The sequence below is a fragment of the Serratia sp. LSHTC3 genome, assembly GCF_057197125.1.
In genome coordinates this window covers 215,938-242,248 of the sequence record NZ_JBXUNP010000001.1, presented here as the reverse complement: position 1 = coordinate 242,248, position 26,311 = coordinate 215,938, and the positions used below count along the sequence as shown (strand labels likewise).

General features: G+C 57.6%; 25 protein-coding genes and 2 pseudogenes. 14 read left to right on the top strand and 13 right to left on the bottom strand.

What is annotated here, in order from left to right:
• Nucleotides 1-157: 157 nt before the first annotated feature.
• The 3 genes from purC to dapA form a co-directional block, all read right to left on the bottom strand.
• Entirely contained in the window at nt 158-871 is a 714-nt protein-coding gene (gene purC, locus AC2CGI_RS01150) for a phosphoribosylaminoimidazolesuccinocarboxamide synthase (protein ID WP_004941708.1), read from the bottom strand.
• A gap of 170 nt (nt 872-1,041) precedes the next feature.
• The gene (bamC, locus tag AC2CGI_RS01145) at nt 1,042-2,094 is read right to left on the bottom strand and encodes an outer membrane protein assembly factor BamC (protein ID WP_044030710.1); all 1,053 of its coding nucleotides are present in this window, start codon (nt 2,092-2,094) and stop codon (nt 1,042-1,044) included.
• A 16-nt stretch (nt 2,095-2,110) separates the two neighbouring features.
• Nucleotides 2,111-2,992 carry a 4-hydroxy-tetrahydrodipicolinate synthase gene (gene dapA / locus AC2CGI_RS01140; RefSeq protein WP_004941701.1) on the bottom strand — a complete coding sequence of 294 codons (882 nt, stop codon included), beginning with the start codon at nt 2,990-2,992 and terminating at the stop codon, nt 2,111-2,113.
• A 110-nt stretch (nt 2,993-3,102) separates the two neighbouring features.
• On the opposite strand from dapA, the gene AC2CGI_RS01135 reads away from it, so the two are divergent.
• Together AC2CGI_RS01135 and bcp are read left to right on the top strand one after the other, a co-directional pair.
• A complete protein-coding gene (locus tag AC2CGI_RS01135) occupies nt 3,103-3,708 on the top strand; it encodes a glycine cleavage system transcriptional repressor (RefSeq protein ID WP_369783268.1) in 606 nt (201 codons plus the stop codon).
• A gap of 2 nt (nt 3,709-3,710) precedes the next feature.
• Nucleotides 3,711-4,175: a thioredoxin-dependent thiol peroxidase gene (gene bcp / locus AC2CGI_RS01130; protein ID WP_015378709.1), complete on the top strand. Its 465-nt coding sequence runs from the start codon at nt 3,711-3,713 to the stop codon at nt 4,173-4,175.
• A gap of 44 nt (nt 4,176-4,219) precedes the next feature.
• Here the strand turns inward: bcp and AC2CGI_RS01125 are convergent, their stop codons facing one another.
• Nucleotides 4,220-5,296 (bottom strand): AI-2E family transporter, encoded by a 1,077-nt coding sequence (locus AC2CGI_RS01125; RefSeq protein WP_004941690.1) that lies wholly within the window; start codon nt 5,294-5,296, stop codon nt 4,220-4,222.
• Nucleotides 5,297-6,148: 852 nt separating this feature from the next.
• Here AC2CGI_RS01125 and AC2CGI_RS01120 point away from each other — a divergent pair.
• The gene (locus tag AC2CGI_RS01120; RefSeq protein WP_021504389.1) at nt 6,149-6,364 is read left to right on the top strand and encodes a hypothetical protein; all 216 of its coding nucleotides are present in this window, start codon (nt 6,149-6,151) and stop codon (nt 6,362-6,364) included.
• A 6-nt stretch (nt 6,365-6,370) separates the two neighbouring features.
• On the opposite strand, the pseudogene AC2CGI_RS01115 reads toward AC2CGI_RS01120, so the two are convergent.
• Nucleotides 6,371-6,565 (bottom strand): annotated as a pseudogene (locus AC2CGI_RS01115) (hypothetical protein); the annotation flags it as partial.
• On the opposite strand from AC2CGI_RS01115, the pseudogene AC2CGI_RS01110 reads away from it, so the two are divergent.
• Both AC2CGI_RS01110 and AC2CGI_RS01105 read left to right on the top strand, forming a co-directional pair.
• Nucleotides 6,550-6,978 (top strand): annotated as a pseudogene (locus tag AC2CGI_RS01110) (cupin domain-containing protein); the annotation flags it as partial. The pseudogenes AC2CGI_RS01115 and AC2CGI_RS01110 sit on opposite strands and share 16 nt — an antisense overlap.
• Before the next feature lie 43 nt (nt 6,979-7,021).
• Nucleotides 7,022-7,474, top strand: a complete 453-nt coding sequence (locus tag AC2CGI_RS01105) for a GNAT family N-acetyltransferase (RefSeq protein WP_049242895.1) — start codon at nt 7,022-7,024, stop codon at nt 7,472-7,474.
• Nucleotides 7,475-7,476: 2 nt separating this feature from the next.
• Here AC2CGI_RS01105 and AC2CGI_RS01100 read toward each other — a convergent pair whose 3' ends face one another.
• Nucleotides 7,477-8,094 carry a LysE family translocator gene (locus AC2CGI_RS01100; protein ID WP_021504393.1) on the bottom strand — a complete coding sequence of 206 codons (618 nt, stop codon included), beginning with the start codon at nt 8,092-8,094 and terminating at the stop codon, nt 7,477-7,479.
• Between the two features lie 194 nt (nt 8,095-8,288).
• Between AC2CGI_RS01100 and AC2CGI_RS01095 the strand changes: the two genes are divergently transcribed.
• Nucleotides 8,289-8,750 (top strand): Lrp/AsnC family transcriptional regulator, encoded by a 462-nt coding sequence (locus AC2CGI_RS01095; RefSeq protein WP_021504394.1) that lies wholly within the window; start codon nt 8,289-8,291, stop codon nt 8,748-8,750.
• 34 nt (nt 8,751-8,784) lie between these two features.
• Here the strand turns inward: AC2CGI_RS01095 and AC2CGI_RS01090 are convergent, their stop codons facing one another.
• Both AC2CGI_RS01090 and AC2CGI_RS01085 read right to left on the bottom strand, forming a co-directional pair.
• Nucleotides 8,785-9,993, bottom strand: coding sequence for an NAD(P)/FAD-dependent oxidoreductase (locus AC2CGI_RS01090; RefSeq protein WP_076741113.1), 1,209 nt, complete (start codon nt 9,991-9,993; stop codon nt 8,785-8,787).
• Between the two features lie 164 nt (nt 9,994-10,157).
• A complete protein-coding gene (locus AC2CGI_RS01085; protein ID WP_015378716.1) occupies nt 10,158-10,697 on the bottom strand; it encodes an RrF2 family transcriptional regulator in 540 nt (179 codons plus the stop codon).
• A gap of 339 nt (nt 10,698-11,036) precedes the next feature.
• Between AC2CGI_RS01085 and bepA the strand changes: the two genes are divergently transcribed.
• Nucleotides 11,037-12,506, top strand: coding sequence for a beta-barrel assembly-enhancing protease (bepA, locus tag AC2CGI_RS01080; RefSeq protein WP_004941664.1), 1,470 nt, complete (start codon nt 11,037-11,039; stop codon nt 12,504-12,506).
• 20 nt (nt 12,507-12,526) lie between these two features.
• Nucleotides 12,527-12,880, top strand: coding sequence for an arsenate reductase (glutaredoxin) (gene arsC, locus AC2CGI_RS01075; protein ID WP_015378717.1), 354 nt, complete (start codon nt 12,527-12,529; stop codon nt 12,878-12,880).
• Nucleotides 12,881-12,928: 48 nt separating this feature from the next.
• Here the strand turns inward: arsC and hda are convergent, their stop codons facing one another.
• Complete coding sequence (gene hda / locus AC2CGI_RS01070) at nt 12,929-13,630, bottom strand: DnaA inactivator Hda (RefSeq protein ID WP_025159568.1); 702 nt, start codon at nt 13,628-13,630, stop codon at nt 12,929-12,931.
• A gap of 272 nt (nt 13,631-13,902) precedes the next feature.
• Here hda and AC2CGI_RS01065 point away from each other — a divergent pair, with 272 nt between their 5' ends.
• Nucleotides 13,903-14,424 (top strand): hypothetical protein, encoded by a 522-nt coding sequence (locus AC2CGI_RS01065; RefSeq protein ID WP_004941652.1) that lies wholly within the window; start codon nt 13,903-13,905, stop codon nt 14,422-14,424.
• Between the two features lie 33 nt (nt 14,425-14,457).
• Nucleotides 14,458-14,706: a GlsB/YeaQ/YmgE family stress response membrane protein gene (locus AC2CGI_RS01060; protein ID WP_004941647.1), complete on the top strand. Its 249-nt coding sequence runs from the start codon at nt 14,458-14,460 to the stop codon at nt 14,704-14,706.
• 47 nt (nt 14,707-14,753) lie between these two features.
• Here the strand turns inward: AC2CGI_RS01060 and uraA are convergent, their stop codons facing one another.
• Together uraA and upp are read right to left on the bottom strand one after the other, a co-directional pair.
• Nucleotides 14,754-16,043, bottom strand: coding sequence for a uracil permease (uraA, locus tag AC2CGI_RS01055; RefSeq protein WP_004941645.1), 1,290 nt, complete (start codon nt 16,041-16,043; stop codon nt 14,754-14,756).
• A gap of 76 nt (nt 16,044-16,119) precedes the next feature.
• Nucleotides 16,120-16,746 carry a uracil phosphoribosyltransferase gene (gene upp / locus AC2CGI_RS01050; RefSeq protein ID WP_004941642.1) on the bottom strand — a complete coding sequence of 209 codons (627 nt, stop codon included), beginning with the start codon at nt 16,744-16,746 and terminating at the stop codon, nt 16,120-16,122.
• Nucleotides 16,747-17,001: 255 nt separating this feature from the next.
• On the opposite strand from upp, the gene purM reads away from it, so the two are divergent.
• From purM to AC2CGI_RS01030, 4 genes are all read left to right on the top strand, one after another.
• Nucleotides 17,002-18,039 carry a phosphoribosylformylglycinamidine cyclo-ligase gene (purM, locus tag AC2CGI_RS01045; protein WP_016926726.1) on the top strand — a complete coding sequence of 346 codons (1,038 nt, stop codon included), beginning with the start codon at nt 17,002-17,004 and terminating at the stop codon, nt 18,037-18,039.
• Entirely contained in the window at nt 18,039-18,677 is a 639-nt protein-coding gene (gene purN, locus AC2CGI_RS01040; protein ID WP_021504400.1) for a phosphoribosylglycinamide formyltransferase, read from the top strand. The genes purM and purN overlap by 1 nt, the downstream gene beginning before the upstream one ends.
• A gap of 113 nt (nt 18,678-18,790) precedes the next feature.
• Nucleotides 18,791-19,342: a spermidine N1-acetyltransferase gene (gene speG / locus AC2CGI_RS01035; RefSeq protein WP_004941631.1), complete on the top strand. Its 552-nt coding sequence runs from the start codon at nt 18,791-18,793 to the stop codon at nt 19,340-19,342.
• Between the two features lie 202 nt (nt 19,343-19,544).
• Complete coding sequence (locus AC2CGI_RS01030; RefSeq protein WP_015378721.1) at nt 19,545-19,760, top strand: hypothetical protein; 216 nt, start codon at nt 19,545-19,547, stop codon at nt 19,758-19,760.
• Between the two features lie 216 nt (nt 19,761-19,976).
• Here AC2CGI_RS01030 and AC2CGI_RS01025 read toward each other — a convergent pair whose 3' ends face one another.
• Both AC2CGI_RS01025 and AC2CGI_RS01020 read right to left on the bottom strand, forming a co-directional pair.
• Entirely contained in the window at nt 19,977-20,339 is a 363-nt protein-coding gene (locus AC2CGI_RS01025; protein WP_076741127.1) for a DUF596 domain-containing protein, read from the bottom strand.
• 8 nt (nt 20,340-20,347) lie between these two features.
• Complete coding sequence (locus AC2CGI_RS01020) at nt 20,348-26,275, bottom strand: DUF637 domain-containing protein (protein ID WP_076741112.1); 5,928 nt, start codon at nt 26,273-26,275, stop codon at nt 20,348-20,350.
• Nucleotides 26,276-26,311: the final 36 nt, after the last annotated feature.

The window sequence follows — 26,311 nt, the reverse complement described above, 5'->3', positions numbered from 1 at the left end:
GCGCAAAGGCAGCTTCAAGCCTGAGTGGGATAGGTTTTAGTCATCTCACATCCATCATTATAAATGGTCTGCCGCGGAGGAAATGTAGAAATTTTCTGGAAAAACGCAGAATAGCGGGACGATCCGGCCGGATCGCCCCGAATGACGGTGCCGACGCTTAGTCGAGTTTCACGCCGATGCGGCGCGCCACTTCTTCGTAGGCTTCGATCAGGCCGCCCAGGCTTTGACGGAAACGGTCTTTGTCCATCTTGTCCAGGGTGTTTTTGTCCCACAGGCGGCTGCCGTCCGGCGAGAACTCATCGCCCAGCACCACTTCGCCGTTGAACAGACCGAACTCCAGTTTGAAGTCGACCAGGATCAGGCCGGCGTCGTCGAACAGCTGGGTCAACACGTCGTTGGCGCGGTAGCTCAGCTCGCGCATGCGCGCCAGATGCTCTTTGCTCACCCAGCCAAAGGTTTCGCAGTAGGATTCGTTCACCATCGGATCGTGCATGGCGTCGTTTTTCAGGAACAGATCGAACAGCGGCGGGTTCAGCACCAGACCTTCTTCAATGCCCAGACGCTTCACCAACGAACCGGCGGCGCGGTTGCGGATCACGCACTCCACCGGCACCATGTCCAATTTCTTCACCAGCACTTCGTTGTCGGACAGCAGACGCTCCATCTGGGTCGGGATGCCGGCTTCTTCCAGTTTGCTCATGATGAAATGGTTAAACTTGTTGTTCACCATGCCTTTGCGATCGAACTGCTCAATGCGCTGACCATCCAGTGCTGACGTATCGTTGCGGAACTCCAACACCAACAGATCGGGATTCTCGGTGGTGTAAACGGTTTTTGCCTTTCCGCGATACAGCTCAGCTAGCTTTTGCATCTTACTTACTCCAGTGATGTATCCCCGTTGTCTCCCGAGCGCGGCCCGAAATTAGGGGGTATAGAATTGACCTAATGAATTCTTTGGCGTGCCGGACACTATTGTGCCAAACCTGCGACGCAAACGATACCGTATAGACAAAACAAAAAGGGGCCGAAGCCCCTTTTTGATTAGTTAACGCTGGTTTTGCTGAAGGCTGACTGGAATGCCGCCACCAGTGCGTCGTTTTTCGACTGGGTGAGCGGTTTGCCTTTCGGATCGATGAATTGCAGGCTGGTGCGGTTGTTGAGATCGCCGACCTGCAGTTTGTAATCGCCTTCCGTCAGTTCAGGATCCTTGACGCCCAACGCATCCCAATCGCTGCTGCTCAGGGACTTGTAAGTCACGGCGACGGTGCCCTGCGGACGGCTGCGGTCACCCACTTTCATCCCCAGTTTTTCGAGCGCCGGCGGCAGGCGATCCCACACGACAGTGTACGGGCCGCGCACCACCAGCATCGGCAGGCCGGTATCATCGGCACCGCTCTGCACGTCCAGCGCGCCGAAGCGGTTGGCCGTCTGGGAGCTCGCCAGGTTATCCTGCTTGTCCAGGCCTTCGATCAGGGTGTTGATCATCATGCCGTTGTAGCGCTGGATCTCAGACTGATCGGTCACCTGTTCGGTCTTGCCCTGCTGCTGCAGGCCAACGCTTTTCACCACCAGCGCCTGCTGATAGCCCTGCTGCTGCACGCTGATCTGATAACGGCCTTCGTACTGGTTGTCTTCGTCCAGACGGTTCCACTTCACCCAGTCGGTGGTCAGGGTCTGACCGGCGTCCTGACGGGAAGCGATCGCGATGTTCTTCGCCTGCAGCAGGCTGACCACGCGCGACCACAGGTTCTGGTTCTGCGGGCTGTTTTCCAGCAGCAGCGTGCCGCTGTCGCCGGCGTATTGCGCGCGTGAACCGCTCAGCAGCGCCAACGGCTGCACCGGCGGACGAATGTCCAACTGCTTGCCGACGTTGCCTTGCACCGTTGTGGCCGGCACGTCATAGTTGCCGCTCTGCACCGGCAGGATCATGCCGGACGGCGCGTTCAGCGCCTTGAGCGGAGCCGCGTCGAGGTAGGCCTCGTCGCCGCTGACCTGGCGCTTGTAGCGCTGATCGCTGCTGCAGGCTGCCAGCATCATCACCAATGAGATGCCCACTACTTTTGCTACCGTCGACTTTTGCAATGAATAAGCCATCAAATTTCCCTTAGAGTTACAGCAAGCCGACGCTTTTCAGCGCGCGCTCCACCACCGGGCGGGCGGCTTCGCTCAACGGCGTCATCGGCAGACGCAGCGTATCGGTTGCCATCAATCCCAACGCCTTACAGGCCCACTTCACCGGAATTGGGTTTGCTTCTACAAATAGATCCTGATGCAACGGCATCAAGCGCTGATTTAAGCGGCGCGCTTCGGCAAATTTGCCCTGCGCCGCCAGCGCGCAAAGTTCCGCCATCTCGCGCGCGGCCACGTTGGCCGTCACGGAAATCACCCCTTTGCCGCCCAGTTGCATGAAGTCCAGCCCGCTGGCGTCGTCGCCGCTCAGCAAAATGAAATCTTCATCGTCAACCAGCACTTGGATCTGACTAACGCGACTTAAGTTCCCCGTCGCTTCTTTTACAGCAACAATATTCTTGATTTTCGCCAGCCGAGCGATGGTCGGCGGCAGCATGTCGCAGCCGGTGCGCGAAGGCACGTTATACAGGATCTGCGGCAGTTCGGTGCTCTCTGCGATCGCCTTGAAGTGCTGATACAGCCCTTCCTGCGTCGGCTTATTGTAGTACGGCGTTACCGTCAGGCAGCCCACCACGCCGGTGTTGGCGAAGCGGGTGGTGAGCGCGATGGCTTCGGCGGTGGCGTTGGCGCCGGTGCCGGCGATCACCGGAATGCGGCCGTCGGCCAACTCCAGCGTCTGCAGTACCACGTCAACGTGCTCGTCATGGGCAAGCGTTGCGGACTCGCCGGTGGTCCCTACGGAAACGATCGCCGCGGTGCCACTGGCTACATGATAATCGATCAATTTTTTCAGGCTCGCGCGATCGACAGCACCTTTGTCGTCCATCGGCGTAACCAGTGCAACAATACTTCCCGTAAACATTGGCCGTCCCCTCCACAAACAAGTCACTCATGGTACTTTTGCTGCCTATCCAAAAGCAAGCGCACAACCGCGTTGTAAGCGCTTGGCAGGCGGTTTTTTTTATGTTTACCATGGTAACCCCATTAAGCACGACAGGAAGCGCTATTTTGCCTCAGTCAGACGAACACTATCTCGTGATTACCGCGCTCGGCGCCGACCGCCCCGGTATCGTCAATACCATCACCCGCCACGTCAGCAGTTGCGGATGCAATATCGAAGATAGCCGTCTGGCCATGCTGGGAGAGGAGTTCACGTTCATCATGCTGCTGTCCGGCAGTTGGAACGCCATCACCCTGATCGAATCCACCCTGCCGCAAAAAGGCGCGGAGCTGGATCTGCTGATCGTGATGAAGCGCACAAACTCGCACGAAAGGCCGCCGATGCCGGCCACGGTGTGGGTGCAGGTGGAAGTGAAGGACTCGCCGCACATCATCGAACGCTTTACCGATTTGTTCGACTCCAGCCAGATGAATATCGCCGAACTGGTCTCGCGCACGCAGCCGGCGGACGGCGACCTGCCGCCGCAGCTGTATATCCAAATTACCGCCCACAGCTCCGGCGATCGGGACGCCTCAAATATTGAGCAAGCCTTCCATCGCCTATGTACAGAATTGAACGCGCAAGGCAGTATTAGCGTGGTGAACTATCCACAGCATGACGAGAAAGATGGAGAGTAGTGATGAGCCCATTGAAAGCCGGTGACACAGCGCCGAAATTTAGTTTGCCTGACCAGGACGGTGAGGAAATTAATTTGGCCGACTTCCAGGGACAGCGAGTATTGGTCTATTTCTATCCGAAGGCGATGACGCCGGGCTGCACCGTGCAAGCCTGCGGCCTGCGGGACAACATGGACGAATTAAAAAAGGTCGGCGTCGAAGTGCTGGGCATCAGCACCGACAAACCGGAAAAACTGTCGCGCTTCGCCGAAAAGGAGCTGCTCAACTTCACGCTGTTGTCTGATGAAGATCATCAGGTGTCACAACAGTTTGGCGTGTGGGGCGAGAAAACCTTCATGGGCAAGACCTACGACGGCATTCACCGCATCAGCTTCCTGATCGATGCCAACGGCAAGATTGAAAAAGTGTTTGATGATTTCAAAACCACCAATCACCACGACATCGTTCTGAACTACCTGCAGCAGTAATTCTCACGAAGCGCAGCGGCCTGCTGCGCTTCGTTTCTTCCCTGTCAGTCGGCCTTGTCTTCCACCTCGACCCGCAGTTCATCCGGCCAGGCATGGATCACCGCCTTCACCAGCGTCGCCAGCGGTATGGCGAAAAACACGCCCCAAAAGCCCCACATCCCGCCGAACACGATCACCGACAGGATAATCACCAGCGGATGCAGGTTGACCGCTTCGGAGAACAAAATGGGCACCAACAGGTTGCCGTCCAGCCCCTGCACCACCAGGTAGGCGACGATCAGCGTCCAGAAATCGGCGCCGACGCCCCACTGGAACAGCGCCACCACCACCACCGGTATGGTGACCAGCACCGCGCCGATGTAGGGGATCAGCACCGAGAACCCCACCAGCACCGCCAGCAGCAGCGAGTAGCGCATGTCCAGCACGGCGAACACCAGGTAAGTCGCCACGCCGACAATCACCATCTCCAGCACTTTGCCGCGAATATAGTTGGTGATCTGCTGATTCATCTCGTTCCAGACTTGCCCCGCCAGGCCGCGATTGCGCGGCAGCACGCGGCGCACCGCGTTCAGCAGCTGTTCTTTGTCCTTCAGCAGGAAGAACATCATCATCGGCACCAGGATCAGATAGATAGCCAACGTCAGCAGGCCGACCAGCGACGCCAGCGAGAATTTCACCACCGATTCGCCCATACCGGACAACCGGCTGCGCAGGTTTTCCGCCATCATGTCGATGATGCCGGCATCCACCAGCGCCGGATAACGCTTCGGCAGCGTCGCGGCGAAGTTATAGAACTGATTGAGCATGCCCGGCAGATCGCTCATCAGATTGATGCCCTGCTGCCAGGCGGTCGGCGCGACGACGAACACCAGCAGCATGGCGACGCCCGCGAACACCAGCAGCATGATGCTCGCCGCCCAGGTGCGCGAACAGCCGATGCGCTGCAGGCGCGCGGTCGGCCACTCGAGCAGATACGCCAGCACGATGGCAACCAGCAACGGGGTCAGAATGCCGTGCAAAAAATAGAGAATAAGGAACCCGGCAACCAGGATCACCAGCAGCGCGATGGCCTGAGGATCGGTGAAGCGGCGGCGGTACCACTGTAATAACATCTCCAGCATCAGAGCGGGCTCCTTGAGATTTGGCGGGCGGGCATGGCGATTCCTGTGATGGGCCTGATTAAAGCATAGATAGAACGGGCGCACGCGGGATGTACAAAGCACTCAGAGTACTCAAAGTTCGCCATACATCAACAGCGATCTGGCTGATTTTATCGCGCGGGCAGACGATCGACGCAAAAATCCGCAGACGCGGCGACTGGCTCGATGAGCGGCCCCGAACGGGGCCGCGGAAGATTACAGCGAAGTAGCGACAGAAAGGGGCGAACCGACCGCCAATGCGAACAACAACACACAGCCAATCGCGATCGCCGCCGCCAGATCATTTTTCATTGTCCCGTCCCCTGATGCTTAAACTGGTTATCGTCACGAACTCTGTCGGTTCTACGTTCACGGCCTTTTCCGATGCACGTCATTAAAAACCCCCGCCTAAGCGGGGGAGAAAACGTTCTGGTGCATCAAGTGTTACAAGGAGGTCATGAGGGATTGCTAACCCTAAATGACTATTTCAAGCTAGGATTATTCCCAGAACATGGCAAGCGATCGCGTCGAGGTTATCCGCACTTTGGGATAAACCTCATAAAAAAATCCCGCACGGCAGCGGGATGAAGGGATGATAACGTCATGAATTTTTTATGCGGACAATGAGGCGGTATTGTCGTCATTTGGCGACAATACCGCGCCGGCACGGTGGTCACAAGGGAAATTTGGCCACGGTGAGGAAATCAGAATTTCGCCAATGCCCGCGATCGCGCGCCCGTCAGCATCAACGAAAAAATGGGATTTTCGTCAGACAGCCACCGGGAAAAAACCGGTAGCATGGCCGATATAATCCCAAATGCCGTAGGGGGAAAAATGAACAGCAAACCGTGTGAATTTGATGAAGCCATCTGTCTGGCGATCGGGCGTGGCATTTGCGAAGTCGTCAAGATAGGAGATGAAATCAGCATCTTCTCCCTGCTGGAAGCCATCGAGAGCTTCATCGAACGGCAGGCGCTCAGCGAAAGCGAAATCGCGGCGGCGGACGACGCGCTGGATTTGATCACCGGTTTGGTTCGCCGCCAGTGCTGACGCCTGTTACGAGGCGCGGCCGATGAGCCGTTGCTCTACCGTGACGCCGGGCATCATTTGCCGTAAACCGGCAATCAATTCGTCGCCCGCCTCGTGCAGCGCCGCCAACGGCATCGCCGGCAGGCTCTCCAGGATGAACCACATCCGCTCGGCCTCGGCGCTCAACCGGGTTCTGACCCCCTGGCGCCAATCCCAGCATCGCCATCCTGTGCAAGCTCGCGGCGGCGCTGGGCCTGTCGGTGGCGGACATCGTCAACGTCACCCGCGCGCCCGCCGCCTACCTGATTGAAAGCCAAGATATTCCCACGCTGTGGCATGGCGATCGCGGCGGCTCGGCACGTTTGCTCGCGGGCACCCAAGGCCCGAACATGATAGAACTGTGGCGGTGGGAAATGGCGCCGGGGGAAGCCTATGCATCGGGCGGCCACCCGACGGGCACCTTCGAGCTGCTGCACGTTGAGCGAGGCGTCTTGAGCCTTGCCGTCGAACAGACCGAGCTCATGATTGCGCCGGGCTGTTCGGCGGTCGCCAAAACGGACGGCCCACATCGGTACGCCAACGAAGGCGAAGACACGCTGATTTTCACCATGACGGTCGCCGAACTGCACGCCTGAACGGCGACCCTGACCTGAACGCTTGCACAGGAGAAGAGCCATCATGACAACCCCTGCCCCACTGGAGTGGCAGCGTGCGGACTATCTCGTCAGCACCGATCCCGCCCTGCTGGATCTCGATGCCATCCACGCTTTTCTGACCCGTTCGTCATGGGCGGAAGGAATCGATAAAGAAACCGTTCGCCAGTCCCTCGCCCACAGCTTGTGTTTCGGTTTGTATCACGGCGCCAGGCAAATCGGTTTCGCCCGGCTGATCACCGATTACGCCACTTTCGGCTATCTGTGCGACGTGTACGTGCTGGAAACATTCCAAAAAAGCGGGCTGGGCCTGTGGCTGGCGGAATGTTGCCAGGCCCATCCGCTGATGGCGACGCTGAGGCGAGTCATGCTGGTCACCAGCACCGCCCCCTGGCTCTATGAGAAAGTGGGCTATTCGGCCATCAACCGCCCCGATTTTGTCTGGCAGATCGCCCGGCCGGACATCTACCGACGGTAATGCTATTTCAGCGCCTGCTCGGCCAGCAGCCCGAGGGCGATGACGATCATCGCCGCGCCGGAGATGCGCCCCACCACCTTTGCGGCCTGCGGACGCGTGCGCAGCACCGACTGCGAACCAAACCCCACCAGCAGATACACCAGGCCGCAGCTGATCAAATGCACGACGCCCAACGCCAGCATCTGCATCGGCACCGACCATTCGGCTCGGGTGTCGGTAAATTGTGGCAGCAGCGCCAGAAACAGCAGAAACACCTTGGGGTTCAGCCCGCTGACGCACACGCCTTTGCCGGCCCAGCGCAGCCAGGAATCAGAACGCTGATCTTCACCGGCGCCGGGCACCGGCGGGTGCAACAGCATGTTGAAACCGATCCACAAGAGGTAAGCCGCCCCCAACAGGGTGAGCGCCGTCAGCGCCAGCGGGTTGCCGACCAGCAGCGCGCCGACGCCCGCCACCACGATCGCAATCATCAACAAATGGCCAAACAGCAAACCGGCGACGGCGGGCACTACCACCCGACCGCGAATACCCGCCGAGATCACATAGGCCCAATCCATACCCGGCGTGATCACCAACAAAATCGACACCGCCCAAAACGCGGCGAACAGAGCGAGCGTCATGCCGGCGCCCTCTCAAACGCACCGCGCCACACCGAACAGAGAACCATTGCGCTTTCCTCGTGGAAGAAGAACGGCCTCCGCCTGCCGCGGGGGCCGTCAAAACCGTTCAACAGATGGCAAGAATATCCTCATGACGTTAAAATGTGCTTTCAATTACTTGCCTTAAATCGGCATAAACGGGGAAATTTTTCCAAATGGATAAGATTGATCGCAAGATTCTTGCTGAATTGCAGACCGACGGCCGGTTGTCGGTGACCGAGCTGGCCGAGCGGATCGGTTTGAGCGTGTCTCCCTGTCACCGCCGGGTGCGGGCATTAGAGGAGTCTGGGGTGATCAGGGGTTACCGCGCCCAACTCGATCCCGGCAGCCTGGGCTATAACTTTTCCGCTCTGGTGTTCGTCACCATGCGCGAAGGCGATCGCCGCGCCGTTGAAACCTTCGAAAACGCCATGGTGGACATTCCCCAGGTGGTGCAAGCACAGCGGTTGTTTGGCGATCCCGACTATCTGCTGCACGTTATCGCCCGCGATCTGCCCGCCTTCCAGCAACTTTACGACGAGAAGCTCTCCGCCCTGCCGGGCGTGCAACGCCTGAGCTCCACGCTGGTGATGAAAACCGTGGTGCCGGAACGCTCGTTCCTGCCGTTGGGAAAATGAGGACGGGAACGTTGCCGCTCCCGTTTTGACGACCTTAAGGCACAATCACGAAATCCGGATTGGCGATGGCGAACAGCGCCTCGCGATCCGCCGCCGGCGGATAAATCCACTGCGTGTTGATCTCCTGCTTAATCTTTTTGCCTTCCTGGCGGGTAAAGCGCACCTGGCGCTGCCAGCCTTCGGTATAGAGCGCGCCCCAGGGCCCCAAATCCAGGCAGGTCACATACTTCGGCTGGCTGTACGGATGCGTCGGCAACCCCGCCAGCTCCGCCGCCGCATTGTGGCCGGCCACGCGGCCAAGGCTCATCGCATGCTGGCAGGTCATCAGGTTGTGATTACCGAGATCGTCGGTCGCCGCCTTCACCGTATCGCCGGTCACGAAAATGCCCGCCGCCGCCGGCGCGCGCAGGAAGGCATCGCCGATCACCCGGCCGCTGCCGTCGCGCTCGCCAGGGATCTGCTCGGTCAGCGGATGCGCCCGCACGCCCGCCGCCAGGATCACCGTGTTGGCAGCGATACGCTCACCGTTCGACAGCATCACTCCCTCAGCGTCGATGGCCGAGACGCGCAGGCCGGCCCGCGCTTCCACGCCGCACTCCGCCAACGCCTGGCGTATCACCGCCCCCGGCTCTACCCCCATCCCCGCGCCTACTTCCGGCGCGGTATCGACGATCACCACGCGCACGTTCTCGTCTTTGCCCAGCGCATCCCGCAGCCGCTGCGGCATCTCCGCCGCGCTCTCCAGCCCGGTCAGCCCCGCGCCCACTACCACGGCAGTGTTGCGCGCAGGCGTCGAAGGTTTGGCCGCCAGCGCATTGATATGGGCGCCCAAACGCTGAGCGCTTTCCAGCGTATCGACGTTGAAACCGTATTCGGCAAAGCCCGGCACCGCAGGCACGGACAGCCGGCTGCCGGTGGCCCACACCAAACGATCGTAGGCCAACTCAAGGGGTTCCCCCGCCGTCGGCGCCACCGTGAGCGTTTTAGCAGCGGCATCGATACGCTCAACAACCCCGGCCAGGTGTCGCACGCCAACGGCGGCGAGCTGCGCGGAAATGTCCGGGTTCATGTTTTCCAACACCGCTTCATACAGGCGCGGGCGGATGGTGACCGTTGGGGTCGGCGAGACCATGAGCACCTCGATATCGTCATGCTTACCGGCGAGGGTAATGGCGCGCATGGCGGATACGGCGGCCCAAAAACCGGCAAAACCGGAACCGGCAATCACTATTTTCTGCGTCATGGGATGACTCCTTCATACAGGGTTAACCGGGCGATAAGGCGTGCCCGCAGTGTTTTCGGATGAACGATGCCGTTCCGCTCCCGTAACAGGGTGCAGAAGGCCCGCCCGCCCCTTCCGAAGAGGCGGGAAAAAGTGTGTTTCGCTTTTTTAAGGAAAGGCGGAGCTTAGGTTTTGGCGCGCGCCGTTTTGCCGCTGCGCGCGGTGCGTTCCGTCATGCGTTCGTCGAGCCAGAGGTTGACCTCACCGAAGAAGCCTTGCGGCGCTTTGCGGCCAAAGCGGGCCGCGACGTCGCCGAGGGTCTGCGCCGCCAGTGCGTCGCGCATCGCCTTCTCCGCCTGCAGCATCACCGCATGGATAGCGCATTTGCCGGAGACCGCCCAATCCGGCGGGGAATCATCGAACACCGCACAGCGCCCGCGCACCTCCTGGCAATCGAACAGCGGCTTGTGCCCCTCGATGGCGTCGATAATTTCCAGAAAACTGATCTCGTCCGCCGGACGGGCCAGCCGGTAACCGCCGCGCACCCCTTCGCTGGCGGCGACGATCCCCGCCTTTTCCAGCTTGGGAAAAATCTTGGCCAGAAAGCTGGGGGAGATGCCCTGCAGCTCGGCGAGTTCGCGGCTGCTGAGCGCGCGCTGGTTATCGCCGACCAGCCACAGCAGGCAGTGGATGCCATATTCAACGCTGGTTGTGATGTACGCCATATGTCCGTTTTCGACCGTCAGTGAATCTTCAATAACGCAGACTATATGAGTCTGCGTTTATCCTGTCAATAAAACACGGATCAACTTTGTCCGCGTTCAATTCAAAATGCATGTCGCCAGCGACGAAAAAGCGCCCTTCAAAATGAAAAATAAAACTTTTTTGCTCGATTCGCGCTCGGCTAACGTTTCCTTGTCGCCTGCGGCTGACTATGATGTGATGGGTGCCGCCGCCGCGGTTTGTGAGCCGCCGCACTTTCGCGCGGATTGCGCCGCGGGAATAAAGAACTCTTGTCTGCTGCTGACGTCTTAGAAATGATTATTTAAGGGAAACGCCTGACTATGACCAACCGGTTGACCAAAACCGCGTTAGCGGTGCTGCTGCTCAGCACGCTGAACGCCACCGCCCTGGCGCCAGCACAGGCGGAAAGCCAGGACCAGTTGCCGGATATGGGCACCTCCGCCGGCGGCACCCTGAGCATCGGACAAGAGCTGGCGATGGGCGATTTCTATGTGCGCCAACTGCGCGCCAGCGCCCCGCTGATCAACGATCCGCTGCTGAGCCAGTACATCAATCAGCTGGGCAACCGGCTGGTGGCCAGCGCCTATTCGGTGCGCACGCCGTTCCATTTCTATCTGGTGCGCAACGACGAAATCAACGCCTTCGCCTTCTTCGGCGGCAACGTGGTGCTGCATTCCGCGCTGTTTCGCGTCAGCGACAACGAAAGCCAGCTGGCCTCGGTGCTGGCGCACGAAATCTCGCACGTCACCCAGCGCCACCTGGCGCGCGCCATGGAAGATCAGCAGCGCAACGCCCCGCTGACCTGGGTGGGCGCACTCGGTTCCATTCTGCTGGCGATGGCCAACCCGACCATGGGCATGGCGGCGCTGAGCGGCACCATGGCCGGCACCCAGCAAGGCATGATCAGCTTTACCCAATCGAACGAACAGGAAGCCGACCGCATCGGCATTCAGGTGCTGCAGCGCGCCGGTTTCGATCCGGAAGCGATGCCCGACTTCCTGCAGAAACTCTCGGATCAGTCGCGCTACGCCTCCAAGCCGCCGGAAATGCTGCTGACGCACCCGTTGCCGGACAGCCGCCTCTCCGACGCGCGCAACCGCGCCAACCAGATGCCGAAACACATCGTGCAGTCTTCGCAGGACTACCTGATGGCCAAGGTGCGCGCCCTGGGCATGTACAGCTCGGAAGGCTACGGCCTGAACGAAGAGCTGCTCGGCTCACTCAGCAAGGGCAACGTGCGCGAACAGGCGGCCGCCAAATACGGCCGCGCCATTCTGTTCTATGAAGCGAAAAAATACGACGACGCGCGCAACATCATTCAGCCGATGCTGGCGCAGGATGCGAAAAACGTCTGGCTGATCGACCTGATGACCGACATCGATCTCGGTCAGAAACGCGCGCCGCAGGCCATCGCCCGCCTGCAGGCGGCCAACGCCGCCCAGAACAACAACCCGGTGCTGCAGCTCAATCTGGCCAACGCCTATGTCGAAGGCAACCAGCCGGCGCAGGCGTCGAAGATCCTGAACCGCTACACCTTTGCCCATCCGGACGATCCGAACGGCTGGGATCTGCTGGCGCAGGCCAGCGCCGCTCAGGGGCTGCGCGATGAAGAGCTGTCGGCCCGCGCCGAAAGCCTGGCGCTGACCGGCCGGCTCGATCAGGCCATCGGCCTGCTCAGCAATGCCAGCTCGCTGCAGAAACTCGGCAGCCTGAAACAGGCGCGCTACGATGCGCGCATCGACCAGCTGCGCCAACTGCAACAGCGCTTCCGCCAATACCAGCGCAGCTGATTCAACAAGGAATGAACGCCATGAAAAACGTCACGATTTACCACAACCCGCGCTGCTCCAAGAGCCGTGAAACCCTGGCGCTGCTGGAGCAGCACGGTGTCGATCCCAAGGTGGTGCTGTACCTCGATACGCCCCCTACGGTCGATGAGCTGAAAAAACTATTGAAAGAACTGGGCTTCACATCGGCGCGCGATCTGATGCGCAAAAAAGAAGATCTGTACAAGGAATTGAAGCTGGCGGACGACAGCCTGAGCGAAGAGCAACTGCTGGCGGCGATGACGGCGAACCCGAAACTGATCGAACGCCCGATCGTGGTGAAAGGCAGCAAGGCGCGCATCGGCCGGCCGCCGGAGCAGGTGCTGGAGATTTTGTAAATTCGAATTCGGGCGCGGACTATTGCGCCCTTTCTTTTACGGTAGCGGCTACAGCCCCAGGATCTCTTTAACGAACGGGATGGTCAGCTTGCGTTGGGCGGTGATCGAGGCGCGATCGAGCTGATCGAGGGTCATAAACAGCGTGCGCATCTCGCGATCCAGCCGCTTCAGCAGGAAGCGGCCCACGTCTTCCGGCAGCTCGAAGCCGCGCAGTTTGCCGCGCAGCTGCAGCGCCAGCAGCTTCTCTTCGTCCGACAGCGGCTGCAGCTTGTAGATCTGCCCCCAGTCCAGACGCGAAGCCAGATCCGGTAAACGCAGGTTCAGCTGACGCGGCGGGCGATCCCCGGTGATGAACAAACGGGTGCGGCCGGTTTCCAGGATGCGGTTGTAAAGGTTGAAGATCGCCATCTCCCACTCTTCGTCGCCGGCGATGCATTCGATATTGTCGATGCAGACCAGCGCCAGCTGTTCCATGCCGTCCAATACTTCAGGCACGAAGTAAGCGCGCTTGTCGAGCGGCACATAGCCCACCGCTTCCCCCTTCTGCGAAAGCTCGGCGCAGGCCGCATGCAGCAAATGGCTGCGCCCGCCGCCTTCACGCGACCAGAAATAGATATAGCTGCCATGTTCCTGACGGACGGCGGATTGGATCGCGGCTAATAGGGATGGGTTCTCGCCCGGATAAAAACTGGCGAAAGTTTCATCATCGGGAAGATAAAGTGGCAGTGAAAGCTGTGCCGGCGTATTCAGAGAAGCACCTCAACCAAAACTGGCAGAAAAACGTGGGCAGTTTAACACAGAAAACGGGCGCTGTTGAACCGGCAGGATCTTATGCCGCAATAGTGAACAATGCCTAAGCGCCGCTTGATTGGCTGCGGCTCCCGCCAAGGCAAGAATTATCCGATATCATTCCCTAACCCCATGCCTGCGCAGGTTAAATTTGTCATTTAAGCCAAATCTGGCCTAGTATAGGTAGGCTAAACGCAATCACCATCAACAAGGTTTCTGCAAGGATATAGACGATGAAAGTATGGAATAAAGTGCTGTTGGCCTCCTTTATCGGGTTGTTGGTTGCCGGCTGTGATGACTCGTCCAAGGTTGACGCCAACCTGGATAAAGCCAAAGACAGCGCCGAGCAGATGAAAGACGCCGCCCAGAAAAAAGCGGACGATCTGACGGACAAGGCGAAAGCGACGGCGGATGAAATCAAAAAAGAGGCCGCCACGCAGGCTGACCAGCTGAAGGACAAAGCTTCGGCGATTAAAGATGAAGCCGCCAAGCAGGCGGACGCCATCACCAACGACGCCAAGGCCAAGGCCGCCGCGATCAAAGATGACGCCGGCAAGCAGAGCCAGCAGTTGGTGGATCAGGCCAAGGCCATCAAAAACGACGCCATCAACGGCGCCAACGATCTGACCGAGCAGGCCAAGGCCAAGACCGAAGCCATCAAGAACAGCGCCGAAAACAAAGCGCAAGAGTTGAAACAAGAGACCGATGCGGCGGTGAACGGCAATACTCAGACTCAGCCAGCCACCCAGCAGTAAGCTATTCTCAGCCACAAAAGAAAGGAGCAGTAAATGGGGATTATTTCCTGGATTATCTTCGGCCTGATCGCCGGTATTTTGGCTAAGTGGATCATGCCCGGCAAAGACGGCGGCGGCTTTATTCTGACCGTCGTGCTGGGGATCGTCGGCGCCGTGGTCGGCGGCTATATCAGCACCTTCTTCGGCTACGGCAAGGTTGACGGCTTCAACTTCGGCAGCTTCGTGGTGGCGGTTATCGGCGCCATCGTGGTGCTGTTCGTGTACCGCAAAATTCGCAGCTGAGGCGAATGCCATCAGTCAAAAGGGCAGCCCCTGGGCTGCCCTTTTCGTTACTTCTGCTCTGCCGGTTCGTCCGGCGCGTCGAGCACCTCTTCTTCCTTGCGGAACAGGCTGATGACCTTGAACAGCAGGCTCAAGCCAATGCCGACGATGGTCGCCAGCGCCATGCCTTTCAGCTCCGCCGCGCCGATGTGCACCTTGGCGCCGCTCACGCCGATAATCAGGATCACCGAGGTTAAAATCAGGTTTTGCGCTTTGTTGTAATCCACTTTGGACTCGATCAACACGCGAATGCCCGAGGCGCCGATCACGCCGTACAGCAGCAGGGAAACGCCGCCCATCACCGGCACCGGCACCGCCTGGATCGCCGCCGCCAGCTTGCCGATGCAGGACAACAGGATCGCCAGCACCGCCGCGCCGCCGATCACCCAGGTGCTGTAGACCTTGGTGATGGCCATCACGCCGATGTTCTCACCGTAGGTGGTGTTCGGCGTGGAGCCGAAGAAACCGGAGAATACCGTCGAGATGCCGTTGGCGAACATCGAACGGTGCAGGCCCGGATCGCGGATCAGGTCTTTTTTCACAATGTTGGCGGTCACCACCAGGTGGCCAACGTGCTCGGCGATCACCACCAGCGCCGCCGGCAGAATGGTGAAGATGGCGAACCACTCAAAGCGCGGGGTGTAGAAGGTCGGCAGCGCGAACCAGTGCGCCTCGCGGATCGGAGTCAAATCCACCACGCCCATGAAGAATGACAACGCATAGCCCACCAGCACGCCGATCAGGATCGGGATAATCGCCAGGAAGCCGCGGAACAGCACCGAGCCGAGCACCGTGACCGCCAGCGTCACCAGCGAAATGGTGATGGTGGTCGAGTCGGCGCTGGCGCCTTCCGCCGGCAGCAGCCCCGCCATGTTGGCCGCCACGCCCGCCAGCTCCAGGCCGATGACGGCGACGATCGCCCCCATCGCCGCCGGCGGGAACATCACGTCCAGCCAGCCGGTGCCGGCCTTTTTCACGATCAGCGCCACCAGGCAGAACAGCACGCCGCACATGATGAAACCGCCCAACGCCACTTCGTAACCGAGCGGCAACAGCAGCAGCACCGGCGAGATAAACGCGAAGCTGGAACCGAGGTAGGCCGGGATCTTGCCTTTACAGATGAACAGATACAGCAGCGTGCCGATGCCGTTGAACAGCAGCACGGTCGCTGGGTTGATCTTGAACAGGATAGGCACCAGCACGGTGGCGCCGAACATGGCGAACAGGTGCTGGAAGCTGAGCGGAATGGTCTGGAGCAGCGGCGGGCGCTCGCTGACGCCGATGGCGCGACGGGTCATGTGTGTTTTTCCTCGGTTTATTGGTTTTATAGGTTTTAGTCAAAAAAAAGCCGACTCGTTAAGTCGGCTCAAATGTTTACTTGGTACCAAATATCTTGTCGCCCGCATCGCCCAGGCCAGGCACGATGTAGCCCTTATCGTTCAGACACTGATCGATGGAAGCGGTGTACAGTTCAACGTCCGGGTGCGCTTTCTCCAGTGCGGCGATGCCTTCCGGCGCCGCGACCAGAACCAGCACCTTGATGCTGTGACAGCCGGCTTTCTTCAGCAGATCGATAGTGGCGATCATCGAACCGCCGGTGGCCAGCATCGGGTCGACGACCAGCGCCATGCGCTCTTCGATGTTGGAAACCAGCTTCTGGAAATACGGCACCGGCTCCAGGGTTTCTTCGTCGCGGTATACGCCCACCACGCTGATGCGCGCGCTCGGCACGTGCTCCAGCACCCCTTCCATCATGCCCAGACCGGCACGCAGGATTGGTACTACGGTAATCTTTTTCCCTTTGATCTGGTCCACTTCAACTGGCCCGCACCAGCCTTCGATGGTGACTTTTTCCGTCTCCAGATCGGCGGTCGCTTCATAGGTCAGTAAACTACCCACTTCTGAGGCCAGCTCACGGAAGCGTTTGGTGCTGATGTCATTTTCGCGCATCAGGCCAAGCTTGTGTTTTACCAGCGGGTGTTTCACCTCAACGATCTTCATCATTTTTCTCCTATTAAGGTGGTTGCGGCCAAAAAAATCGCGGGATTATACCTCCTTTTTTTCGCCGCGCCACCCACAATAGCCCGATCGGGATCAACAAAAGTTTGAATATCAGTATAGATGACGAAAAAGCAGAGCCGGTTCACAAGCCGCTCGCAAACGTTTGCCTGCGCTGTTAGAATTGCCGCGCCTTATTCCGGAATCAACATCGGAAGCACAGTTTTCAAACCGCAAACCGTCGTGGGGAATCGCGCAGTGACCGACAAAACCTCTCTCAGCTATAAAGACGCAGGTGTCGATATCGATGCAGGCAACGCATTGGTAGATCGCATCAAAGGTGTAGTTAAACAGACCCGTCGCCCGGAAGTGATGGGCGGTCTGGGCGGGTTTGGCGCCCTGTGTGCGTTGCCGCAGAAATACCGCGAGCCGGTGCTGGTTTCCGGTACCGACGGCGTGGGCACCAAGCTGCGTCTGGCGATGGATCTGAAACGCCACGACACCATCGGCATCGATCTGGTGGCGATGTGCGTCAACGATCTGGTGGTTCAGGGCGCCGAGCCGCTGTTCTTCCTCGACTACTACGCCACCGGCAAACTGGACGTAGACACTGCGGCCAGCGTGATCACCGGCATCGCCGAAGGCTGCAAGCAGTCCGGCTGTGCGTTGGTGGGCGGCGAAACCGCTGAAATGCCGGGCATGTACCACGGCGAAGATTACGACGTGGCCGGTTTCTGCGTCGGCGTAGTCGAAAAATCCGAGATCATCGACGGTAGCAAAGTGCAGTCCGGCGATGCGCTGATCGCCCTGGGCGCTTCCGGCCCGCACTCCAACGGCTACTCGCTGGTGCGCAAGATCCTGGAAGTGAGCAACACCGATCCGACCGCCACCCAGCTGGAAGGCAAACCGCTGGCCGACCACCTGCTGGCGCCGACCAAAATTTACGTGAAGTCCGTGCTGGAGCTGATCGAGAAGGTGGACGTCCACGCCATCGCTCACCTCACCGGCGGCGGCTTCTGGGAAAATATTCCACGCGTGCTGCCGGAAGGCATGCAGGCGGTGATCGACGAAGCCAGCTGGCAGTGGCCGGCGGTGTTCACCTGGCTGCAGCAGGCCGGCAACGTCAGCCGTCATGAAATGTACCGCACCTTCAACTGCGGCGTAGGCATGGTCATCGCCCTGCCGGAAGCCGAAGTGGAAGCGGCCATCGCGCTGCTGACCGCGGCAGGTGAAAAAGCGTGGAAAATCGGTAAACTGACTGCCTCTTCCGACGAACAACAAGTGGTCATCAACTGATGAAAAAGATCGTGGTGTTGGTCTCCGGCCAGGGGAGCAATCTCCAGGCCCTGATTGACGCCTGCCAGCAGGGCCGCATCGCCGCCGAGATCGTGGCGGTATTCAGCAACAAGGCGCAGGCTTACGGCCTGCAGCGCGCCGAAGCGGCGGGCATCGCCGCCCAGGCGCTGGATGCCAAGGCTTACGCCGATCGCACGGCGTTCGACGCCGCGCTGGCGGACGCCATCGACCAACATCAGCCCGATCTGGTGGTGCTGGCCGGCTACATGCGCATCCTCAGCCCGCAGTTCGTGCAGCGCTATGCCGGTCGCATGCTGAACATTCACCCTTCCCTGCTGCCGAAATACCCGGGGCTGCATACGCATCGTCAGGCCATCGACAACGGCGACAGCGAACACGGCACCTCGGTGCACTTCGTGACCGAACAGCTCGACGGCGGCCCGGTGATTTTGCAGGCCAAGGTGCCGATTTTCGCTGACGATGAAGAGGATGACGTGGTTGAACGGGTGCAAACCCAGGAACACACGATCTATCCGCTGGTGGTGAGCTGGTTCGTCGACGGCCGCCTGGCGATGCGCGATGGCGCCGCCTGGCTGGACGGCGAACGCCTGCCTGAGCAGGGTCACGCCGCCGACTGATGCGCGCAGCCTGAACCTTGCCTAAACGGCGCCCACGCGGCGCCGTTTTTTTTCGCCTTCATCCATTCTGTGAAGTTATACTTTGCACAATTTCACGGCACAGAGGAGCCCACATGTCCAGCACTGCCAGCGTCAGGTTACGCCCATTGGAACGGGACGATCTGTCGTTCGTCCACCAGATGGACAACAACGCCAGCGTTATGCGCTATTGGTTTGAAGAACCCTACGAAGCCTTTGTCGAACTTTCCGATCTCTACGACAAACACATCCACGATCAGAGCGAGCGCCGCTTTATCATCGAGCACGAAGGCGCCAAGGTCGGCCTGGTGGAGCTGGTGGAGATCGATCACATCCACCGCCGCGCTGAGTTCCAGATCATCATCGATCCCGCCCACCAGGGCAAAGGCTACGCCAGCACCGCCGCCCGCCTGGCGATGGACTACGGCTTCTCGGTGCTGAACCTGTACAAGCTGTACCTGATCGTCGATAAGGAGAACCCGAAGGCGATCCACATCTACAGCAAGCTGGGCTTTAACGTGGAAGGCGAGCTGATCGACGAGTTCTTCGTCAACGGCGAATACCGCACCGTGCTCCGCATGTGCATCTTCCAGCCGCAATATCTGGCGAAGTTCAAAACTCCCAATGATAAGCCGCTGGTGAAGTGACAATTCGCGAGAAAAAAGAGAAAACCCGCCCAGGCGGGTTTTTTATTGGAAAATAATTGGCTAGTATTAAGGCATGCTATTTTATCGTCAGGAAACAACCTGATGAATACGAAAATAAGTAACATTCTCCAATATAATTAATCGAAAAATAATTAATAGTGATAGTAAGAGTTACCCTCTGCCTCTACAAAGGAAAAATGCCATGACAACCGTCTCAAACCTGCTGCTTTTTATCGGCCTGGCGATGCTCGCCATCGCCGCCGGTCTAAATACCTACAGCGGCTACGCGCCTGCAGATCCCAACAGCACCCCGCTGTTTTCCCCGCTCTGGTGGACGCGCTGGTTCCCGCTCTATGCCTCGGGCGCTGCGTTGTTGGTGGTGGGGTTGGTATTGCGGGTTACGGGGCGGGGACGATAAAAACCCAATTTCATCGTAGATATTGCAGAGCGATATATGCGCCATATTCATTATCAAAGCGAATACTTCTGCAATGTGCATATATTGCAAACCGAATCATTTTAAAACACCAATAAAATAAACACATTATTTTTATTACTGCGTAATAAAAAACCCACTTTTGCGGGTTTTTTATTACCGGTTAACAGCTTATCACGCCACTAACAGTATCAGTAACTACGTCCAATCTTGGTAGCCGTCTTCATGAATCCAGACAAGGCCACCAGGGCATTCCTCTTCATAGAACCAAATGTCTTCATTTTTTGTTTTCCATTCCTCTTCTGTCTTAGGGAATACAGCTTTGTAATGTGTTACCTGTTCTTCAATGTCTCCCTCAAGGAATTGGCCATGTTTGCCTAACCTTACTCTTCCTTCAGCCATAAGGTTATGAATTAATTCGAAAAAATAGTTTTTCTTTTCTTCGTAGGACAATGTATTCCTATCAAAATTATCAGCTCTCATAGCTGACCATACGGTTCCAATGGAAGCACCGTCCAACTCTTCACTAAACAGTTTGTATTGATCATCGCTATACAACATGGTTGCCCTCATCGAAATTTGATTTCTACTCTTTTTTTCACTTTACCTTGAAGCGCATTCAGCTGTTCATTATCTATGATATCAATCGTCCAACGTGCTTTGGTATCTTCCTGGCTACTTGACACACTCCTAAGAGTTAATTTCTCACCTGTTTTTTCATTTAAAACCACCGTCCATAGTGCATCTTTTCTGACTTCTATTAATGGTTTCCCTCCGGTAAGAGATTGCGCATAATCGAAGATCGCCTGTTTCGATAAATTCTCAGTGGCAAACACTTTTGTATTACCTTGCTTGTTGCTGCCGCCCTCACCTAATACCTGCTCGAACTGCTGACCAAACACGTTTAGCTTACTTTCGTTCTGTTTCGGATCAAACACCTTGACCAACTGGTTAGTGTTAGCTTTCTGCATGTCCCGCAGATAATCTGCCGTTTTAGTCGACAAATTCGCCCCGGCTGCCGTTTCTCCTTTGATAAAATCGGCAACCGGCTGAGTGTTGAACGTTTTTGTTTTATATAATTCATCGGAAGCGTTCACCAGCTGCCGGCTCAACTTCCTCACGCTGTCTTCGGTTTTACCCAAAATCAATGTGCTGCCGGTGGTTACGGCTCCCGTACCAATGATGGCCTCAGGTGCAACAATATCTGCCGCATAAATACCGGCTTGGTTCAGGCAAAGCGCGGGGTTGGTTTTGCAACCGGCAATCGCCAATCTTGCAGCCAGAACCAATTCTGGCGCAGCGCCCACCAACGTCATCCCCCCCGCAGTAAGTACCAGACCGCCACCACCGACGGTCGCCACTATTGCGGCAGCCTCTCGGCGAGCCACAACACGTTTTGCCGCAGCAACATCGCCTTTATCAGCGGCCAGAATGTCTTTCTGATTATCCAGCGCATACTGCATCAACATATGTTCGGTCATGTTGTAGCGATAAACCGACTGTGCACTGTCCGCAGCGCTGTAGGCGCCTTCCGGTGTATGCGTTGTCAACGCCCCGGTCAAAGCCCCGATCACTCGTGCCGTTTGCTCTTTTACTTCATTGCCGTTTAGCGCCTCCTGCAGACGGTAGAGCTGGCGTTCTTTTTCGTTGAGATTGGCCGGTTCGAACAACGTGCTCTGCATAACGACGCCGGCCAGCTCCGCCGCCAGCGCCCCGGCAGCAGCCCCTTTACCGTCGCCGCGCCCGATTTCCGCGGCGATGCCCGCCACAACCGCATGACTGACTGACTTCCCGGCCGCGCCCAGGACTTCGCCGTTATCCCCAATCAGATTGGCACCCTCGGCCTGCACCTGGCTGCCGATGTTCGCCAGCAGCGCATTGGTCAGGTTGTCCTTGAAGCTGCCGCCATTGATGGCGGTATTCAGGCTGGAGCTGATGACCGATTGCCCGGCCACCCGCTGCGCCACTTTGCTCCAGTCGCCGTTGCTCAGCTGCGGCAGTTTGACGTTGTTCGGGTTAAGCGGTTTGCCCGCCGCGTCCTTGCTCCAGCCCATAGCGCTGTCGAAGCCGTTGAGCGCGCCGCCGATCGCCATCGCCGTGGCAGTCGCCTTGACGTTTTCATTGCTGCCCAGCGCCTGCAGGGTTTTCGACAGGTTGCCCTGGTTTTCCACCAGCGCGACCGCCGCCTGGGAGGCCAGAGAAGACATCCCGGCCGTGACTGCGCCGCTGGTTACCGCCCCGCCGCCCACGGCGCCGGAAACGCTGGAGGCCGCCGTGGCCGCCAGTGAACTGCCTGCGGTCACCGCCGCGGCCGCGATGGCGATCACCGCCGCCACCGCCGGGTTCAAGTGCTGGCTCTTGTAATCCCAGCTGTCGTAGGCGTCCTTGACCTTGCTCCACTGCACGTCGTTGCGCTTATTCAGATCTTTGACCCAGGTAGTGCCCGGCGTATTGCCCAGCGCGTCGATAGCGCTTTGCAACGCCTGCCCGTTTTTTACCTTCACATCGGCGCTGACGCCCTTGGCGGCCTCTACGGTCAAGGCGCCACCGGTATGAATGCTCGGCAGCACCCACTTATTGTCTTCGTAGCCTTTATTGGCCTGCTTGATAAAGAAGCCTTTCGAATTGCTGACGGTCTGTTCGAAGCTAGTGTTCTTCACTGCCCTGAAGTTAACCTGACCATGCGTGCTGGTCAGGCGCGCGTTTTGCCCGGCGGCGATTTTACTGGCTTCATAGGTGCTGTCGTCGCGGCTCATCAGCGTGATATTGCCGGCGGCGGTAAACTCGGTGACCTTGTTGGTCACGTCGTGGCGGGTCTGCTTAACCTCGGTTTTCTTGCCCCACCATTTGCGCTTGGTTTCCTTTTTTTCGTAATGGCTGGACTCTTCCATCGCCTGGGCGTAGAGATAGCCGCCCTTGGCGGCGATATCCATATTCCCGGCGCGCATGGCTTCAGCCTGGTTGTGGGCGTCGACCTGAGCTTTTTGCTTAGCCTCGTCTGCCCCTTTGCTTTTAGCTTCATTGCGTGCGGTAGTCAGACGTGATTGTGCGCCATCGCGGTCTTGGGTGGCCTGAGAGAGGCGCTGTTGTGCATCATTGAGGGCGGATTGTTCGGCATTGATTTCATTGGGGAGCGCATTCGCTCGCTTCTCCTTTTCCAATAAATCATGGGTAATGCCGATACCTTCGGCTGCGATGGCAGCACTTTGTTGCCATAAACCCCAGTCGTTTATTTCCATTAGCTTGCCGTGCTTGGCTGTAAACTCTTGAGATTTCTTGATTACCTCCGCTTGTCTTTGTTTTAGCGAGTTAATGTCACGCTGCAGCGTAGTTAACTCATTGCTTTTACCGTGCTTCGCTTGTTCAGCGCGACTCTTATCCTGCTGCGCCTGATTAATGCGCTGCTGCGCATTTTGAAGTTGCTGCTCGGCAACGGCGATGCGGCTGCCCCAATCAGTCACCGCTACCGGCGGTTTCCAGTTTGCCCCCAACCCTTTCACTACCAGTTTGGTCGCCTGGAACAGAATGCTGCCGCCGGAAATCACCGTCATCAGGCCACCGGCATTCAGCTCGGTCCCTTGCTGGGTGCGAGTTTCGGTAAATTCGTTGCCACCTTCTCGGTAAGTGTGGTTTTGCACCGCCTCGAAGCGCATATCGCCGCCGGAGGTTAGCGTCATGTTAGCGCCGGAAGTCAACCTGGCACCGTAAGTCAGCAGTTGGTTGTTCGCCGCCGCGGTCAGGTTTTTCCCGGCGCTGAGGGTAGTGACCACATGGCGATCGTCTTTGTTGTTGTCGTTGGCAGCATCAATGGCGGAATAGGCGACATTCGATAACCATAGATTCTGCCCGGCCAGCAGCGTGATATTGCCGTTGGCGGAGAGCGCGCCGCCCTGGGTGCCGATGTCGCGGGCCGAGTTAATCAGTAAATTACCGCCAGCGTGTATCTTGCTGCCGAGTTCTGGGGTACGTGAGGTTGCAAAAAGATGCCCAGAATTACCGCCCAGCGCCCGGTAGTTGAGGTCGGCATTATGCCCGGCCAGCAGCGTCACATCCTTGCCGGCATTGATGTTGACACCGCGCAGCGCCAGATAACCGCCGCTATTGAGTGAGACCGAGCCGGTGGCGTTCAGTTTTCCTGTGTTCAACAGGCCATTGAAGTAGTGTTGCAGCTTGTCTGATGGCAGATATTCACCGGGACGATCGCGCATCAGTACGGCATCATTTTTGATAAGAGAGATGCTACCGGAAGCAGTCATGCTGATATTGCGACTTTGTGGCGCCAGCAACGTATTGAGCAGCGTAATGGTGCTGCCTGCAGTCAGCGTCAGGTCACGAGAGGCCAGCAGACTGCCCAGCCAACGCACACCATTCTGATGGTAGTAATTAGGCTTTTCGCTGGTGTGAACTTTTATCTCACCGGTACGCGCGGTAAGCGTGATGTCTTGCCCTTTCAGTTCGCTTTGCCATACATCGATAGTATTAACGGCGCTCAAATTCAGCTCTTTGCCGGCAGAAAGGATACCTTGACCCAGCACGATGCGGTCTTCGGCGATAGCGGTGATGTTGCCTACCGCGTTGATGGCATCGGTATTGACGATATTAGCCGCATGCAGGAGTACATTCTTTGCCCTGATAGTTTCCGGGCGCCCAGCCGTATTGATGTCGTTTAATTGGCTTTCATTGGGCATCACCGTTCTGATTTCGATCTGATTCTTGAAGTCTGCAGTCAGATTGCCATCAGCGACCATACCGCCATCAATTATACCGTCATAACTCCAACGGAAAGCTCGCTCTCCGGTATCGACATAACTTAATGGGGGGTAAGGCCATCCCAGCTTTTCATATTGGATGTAAGCTTCCGTATCTGGTTTAAATTTGTTGAAGCGTTCTTTTGTACCAAAGGCGTGGTTGATGGAACTGAAGGTATTACCTGTAAGGATCATATCTCCTTTAGCCTTCAGTTGGCTGGCATCATTCCACAATGAGCCAGCATTAATGTAGCTGTTTTTGCCAGACGCTATAATGGCAGGAGAAGAATTAGAGGTAACGCGGGTTCGAACTCGCTCATCGAGTATCCAATTAGCTAAGTGCCGATTTGCATAAGTACATTCCTCCGATGTCGTGCAAGGTAGCAGCCATTTCTCCCACTTCGACATGTCTTCTTTATAAAGATCTTGTCGGTTTTTTATATCTCCGTTTTTATACGCATTGAATACGCTACCAAATAATCGCATTCCTTCTTGATCAACAGGCTCTATTTGGTCAGAAATCGCCAATGTCTGCCGCACGTTATCAAGCTTGTTGGTACGAATAACCAAATCGCCACTATTGGTCTGAATGCGCGCGGAGCGATTTTCTATCTGTTTAGATTTATTCCCCTGAGCATCTTTCTGGATCCAAAGATTATTGTTGCTATGCAATGCGGTGTTGTCACCATCACGTAATGCCACATTGCGTATCGTATCGGCAAACACCCGCATATCGCGATGTGCCGTAACATTACCGTTGTTATTAAGCGTATCAGCGGCCATCGTCACGTCACGTTCCCCACGAACCTTCACGCCCGATGAGATATGAATTTCTCTGGCGCTGGCGTTCAAGTCTGTCGCGGCGTGTGTATTGCCCAACTCAATCATCCCGTTAACGCTCAGCGTAATATCCCGCTGTTTGCTGGTGAGGTCTTTCAGGTTCACCCCTACTCCATCCTCATTGGCCACCAGGCGGATTTTGTTGGCGTACATGCCGCCCAGCGCCTTGGTATCCACGGCCAGTTGGGGCTTAGCGCCTTCACCGGCGATCGGTTTGATGCTGCCGTCCTTGAAGCTGATGCGGTTGGCGCCCTGGGTCAGCGACAGATTTTGTGCATTGATTTTGCCGTTCAGCTCGGTGGCGCGGCTGATGATATCGACGTAGTCGGCGCCGCTACCGTCCAGCCCTTTACCGCCGATGGTGACACCGCCTTTTTTCACCTCCAGCGCTTCCAGCGCGCCCTGCTTGTCGAACTGCGGTTTGCCGGTGGTCAGCGTCACGCCCGGCGCATTGATAAAGCCGCAGCCGTCGCAGGTGATGCCATTCGGGTTAGCGATCATCACGTTGGCCTTGTTGCCGAATACCTCGAGCTTGCCCTGCAGCTCGGAACGACTGCCGCCGATCACCTCATTGATGATCAACTCCGCCGGTTTTCCCTTCAGGTAGGTGTTGCCCTGCGCGCTGTAGATCTCCACGCCCAGCTGCGTTTTGCCGCCGTGCGTGGCGTTATTCAACACGGCGCCCTGTGGCCCAACGTTGAAATCTTTATAGGTGTTGTGCGAGATGCCCGCACCGTTCGGCGTGGCGATATTCACCACCGGTACGTCGCCCGGCTTGATAACCACCTGCGTATTGCCGTTAGCGGCGGTGATACCGGCAGCGAACGCCGGGTGCAACGGTTGGAAAGCCGTCAGGTAGATCAGCAAATAGCTGGCGCCCCGCGCCAACGGAGGGTTGAGCTTATCCATATTCATTCCTTCGAAAGGATGTTGTTGTGAACGCCG

What these genes read in the sequence shown, in the direction of transcription:
- purC (WP_004941708.1), bottom strand. Translation starts at nt 871, where the DNA reads ATGCAAAAGCTAGCTGAGCTGTATCGCGGAAAGGCAAAAACCGTTTAC.
- bamC (WP_044030710.1), bottom strand. Translation starts at nt 2,094, where the DNA reads ATGGCTTATTCATTGCAAAAGTCGACGGTAGCAAAAGTAGTGGGCATC.
- dapA (WP_004941701.1), bottom strand. Translation starts at nt 2,992, where the DNA reads ATGTTTACGGGAAGTATTGTTGCACTGGTTACGCCGATGGACGACAAA.
- AC2CGI_RS01135 (WP_369783268.1), top strand. Translation starts at nt 3,103, where the DNA reads ATGGTAACCCCATTAAGCACGACAGGAAGCGCTATTTTGCCTCAGTCA.
- bcp (WP_015378709.1), top strand. Translation starts at nt 3,711, where the DNA reads ATGAGCCCATTGAAAGCCGGTGACACAGCGCCGAAATTTAGTTTGCCT.
- AC2CGI_RS01125 (WP_004941690.1), bottom strand. Translation starts at nt 5,296, where the DNA reads ATGCTGGAGATGTTATTACAGTGGTACCGCCGCCGCTTCACCGATCCT.
- AC2CGI_RS01120 (WP_021504389.1), top strand. Translation starts at nt 6,149, where the DNA reads ATGAACAGCAAACCGTGTGAATTTGATGAAGCCATCTGTCTGGCGATC.
- AC2CGI_RS01105 (WP_049242895.1), top strand. Translation starts at nt 7,022, where the DNA reads ATGACAACCCCTGCCCCACTGGAGTGGCAGCGTGCGGACTATCTCGTC.
- AC2CGI_RS01100 (WP_021504393.1), bottom strand. Translation starts at nt 8,094, where the DNA reads ATGACGCTCGCTCTGTTCGCCGCGTTTTGGGCGGTGTCGATTTTGTTG.
- AC2CGI_RS01095 (WP_021504394.1), top strand. Translation starts at nt 8,289, where the DNA reads ATGGATAAGATTGATCGCAAGATTCTTGCTGAATTGCAGACCGACGGC.
- AC2CGI_RS01090 (WP_076741113.1), bottom strand. Translation starts at nt 9,993, where the DNA reads ATGACGCAGAAAATAGTGATTGCCGGTTCCGGTTTTGCCGGTTTTTGG.
- AC2CGI_RS01085 (WP_015378716.1), bottom strand. Translation starts at nt 10,697, where the DNA reads ATGGCGTACATCACAACCAGCGTTGAATATGGCATCCACTGCCTGCTG.
- bepA (WP_004941664.1), top strand. Translation starts at nt 11,037, where the DNA reads ATGACCAACCGGTTGACCAAAACCGCGTTAGCGGTGCTGCTGCTCAGC.
- arsC (WP_015378717.1), top strand. Translation starts at nt 12,527, where the DNA reads ATGAAAAACGTCACGATTTACCACAACCCGCGCTGCTCCAAGAGCCGT.
- AC2CGI_RS01065 (WP_004941652.1), top strand. Translation starts at nt 13,903, where the DNA reads ATGAAAGTATGGAATAAAGTGCTGTTGGCCTCCTTTATCGGGTTGTTG.
- AC2CGI_RS01060 (WP_004941647.1), top strand. Translation starts at nt 14,458, where the DNA reads ATGGGGATTATTTCCTGGATTATCTTCGGCCTGATCGCCGGTATTTTG.
- uraA (WP_004941645.1), bottom strand. Translation starts at nt 16,043, where the DNA reads ATGACCCGTCGCGCCATCGGCGTCAGCGAGCGCCCGCCGCTGCTCCAG.
- upp (WP_004941642.1), bottom strand. Translation starts at nt 16,746, where the DNA reads ATGAAGATCGTTGAGGTGAAACACCCGCTGGTAAAACACAAGCTTGGC.
- purN (WP_021504400.1), top strand. Translation starts at nt 18,039, where the DNA reads ATGAAAAAGATCGTGGTGTTGGTCTCCGGCCAGGGGAGCAATCTCCAG.
- speG (WP_004941631.1), top strand. Translation starts at nt 18,791, where the DNA reads ATGTCCAGCACTGCCAGCGTCAGGTTACGCCCATTGGAACGGGACGAT.
- AC2CGI_RS01030 (WP_015378721.1), top strand. Translation starts at nt 19,545, where the DNA reads ATGACAACCGTCTCAAACCTGCTGCTTTTTATCGGCCTGGCGATGCTC.
- AC2CGI_RS01025 (WP_076741127.1), bottom strand. Translation starts at nt 20,339, where the DNA reads ATGTTGTATAGCGATGATCAATACAAACTGTTTAGTGAAGAGTTGGAC.
- AC2CGI_RS01020 (WP_076741112.1), bottom strand. Translation starts at nt 26,275, where the DNA reads ATGGATAAGCTCAACCCTCCGTTGGCGCGGGGCGCCAGCTATTTGCTG.